This is a genomic window from Pararhizobium antarcticum (genome assembly GCF_001885585.1).
Classification (GTDB): domain Bacteria; phylum Pseudomonadota; class Alphaproteobacteria; order Rhizobiales; family Rhizobiaceae; genus Pararhizobium; species Pararhizobium antarcticum.
This window is the reverse complement of the sequence record NZ_LSRP01000045.1, coordinates 1-1,586: the sequence shown is the minus strand read 5'-3', so window position 1 is coordinate 1,586 and position 1,586 is coordinate 1. Positions and strand designations below refer to the sequence as shown.

Sequence of the window (1,586 nt, the reverse complement as noted above, 5' to 3'; positions counted from 1 at the left end):
GCATCTACCGGCTATGGCAAACGAGCTTTGATTGAAACCGCGATGGGTCGGTACAAGCGCGTCATTGGTCCGCGTCTGCGTGCTCGGTCATTCCTTGCGCAACAGACAGAGGCTGCGATCGGCGTGGCCATTCTTAACCGTATGCTCGCCTGCGGACGCCCGAAATCCGTTCGCTGCCGCGCCTCGGCGGGAGCAACCAAATAAGCGGGCCCATCAAAGACCAGATTCTGCACGTTTGCTGATACACGCACCAACGCCTGTCGGTGACGCTTGCGCGAGATGAGGTTCCAGTTCCGGTTGGCTTGCGTCTGTTTTTGCCCGAGAGCTGGACCCGTGATACGGAACGGCTGGTCAAAGGCGGGGGTTCCGGACGGCATGCGAACGTCTCGTACGAAGCCGGAGATTGCTCTTGCTGAGATCGATCGGTTGACCGCAGTCGGTGTCCGGTTTGGCGCAGTGCTTGCCGACGCAGGCTACGGCCTGTCAGCCGCTTTTCGACAGGGGCTGAGTAGACGTGGCCTTACCTGGGCGGTCGGAATCCCCAAAGCATCAGAAGGTCTATCCCCATGATGTCGGATTGATCTTCCCCGTCACTGGTCATGGGCGTCCGCGCAAGCATCCGATCCCCGACACCCTGTCGGTCGCCGCAGAGACGATGCTGATACCTTCACGCTGAAAGAAGGTCAGTTGGCGTCGTGGTACAAAGGGCCGCCTGACGGCACGCTTTGCAGCATTACGCATCCGGATCGCCGACGGCACGCCGCAACGCATTCTCGACAAGGGACAGCAGCACATGCCGGGTGAGGAAGCCTGGCTGGTTGGCGAGTGGCGATCAAACGACGAGCGCAAATACTACCTGTCCAACTTGCCACCCGATGCGACATTGAAAGTCCTGGCGGCGGCCATCAAGGCGAGATGGGTTTGCGAGCAGGCGCATCCGCAGATGAAAGAGGAACTCGGCCTCGACCACTTCGAAGGCCGATCATGGCACGGACTGCACCGACACGCCCTCATGACGATGATCGCCTATGCCTTCCTCCAGCACCACAGATTGCAGACTGCAAAGCGGGAAAAAAAAGACGCGACGAGTTCGTCATGGGCCACCTGAACCGACCTTGCCAGCCGTGCGGAGAGCCGTCATCAACGCACTTGCTCTACCGACAGCACAAATCCGATGTCCGCATTGTCGACGTCATTTCCACCACGAAAATTCTATTCTGCCAAAGTAGTGCTAGTCCTCATCGGCTATAGAATTCTCGACTCCCCATTGCGCCATAGCGTTCAGTATTGGAAGAAGCGACATGCCTTTGTCGGTAAACGAGTATTCAACGTGTGGTGGCACCTGTGCTCTCACCTCCCTGTGCAGTATACCATCGGTTTCTAATTCTCTGAGATGCTGTGTCAGCATCCGCTGCGTCACGGACGGCATCAACCTACGCAACTCGTTAAACCGTCGTGGTCTTAGAGTCCGTCCGAACACTTTCTCATTTTGAACATAGCCTTCGCAGCATGAGGCGGATGGAGGCTAATTTGAGGAAGGCAAGCGCATTTCTTGACAGGTTTTCGAGGTCCTTGGCCAGTCTACG

The 1,586-nt window shown here is 57.3% G+C and carries 1 protein-coding gene and 3 pseudogenes; 2 read left to right on the top strand and 2 right to left on the bottom strand.

The genetic code is table 11. The annotated features are described in order from the left end of the window. Nucleotides 1–204: pseudogene (locus tag AX760_RS04300) on the top strand (IS5/IS1182 family transposase); the annotation flags it as partial. A gap of 53 nt (nucleotides 205–257) precedes the next feature. Further along, nucleotides 258–1,096 (top strand): annotated as a pseudogene (locus AX760_RS04295) (IS701 family transposase); the annotation flags it as partial. A gap of 135 nt (nucleotides 1,097–1,231) precedes the next feature. On the opposite strand, the gene AX760_RS04290 reads toward AX760_RS04295, so the two are convergent. Both AX760_RS04290 and AX760_RS26615 read right to left on the bottom strand, forming a co-directional pair. After that, nucleotides 1,232–1,480, bottom strand: coding sequence for a winged helix-turn-helix transcriptional regulator (locus AX760_RS04290; protein WP_139276447.1), 249 nt, complete (start codon nucleotides 1,478–1,480; stop codon nucleotides 1,232–1,234). 4 nt (nucleotides 1,481–1,484) lie between these two features. Then, nucleotides 1,485–1,586, bottom strand: a pseudogene (locus AX760_RS26615) (IS5/IS1182 family transposase); the annotation flags it as partial.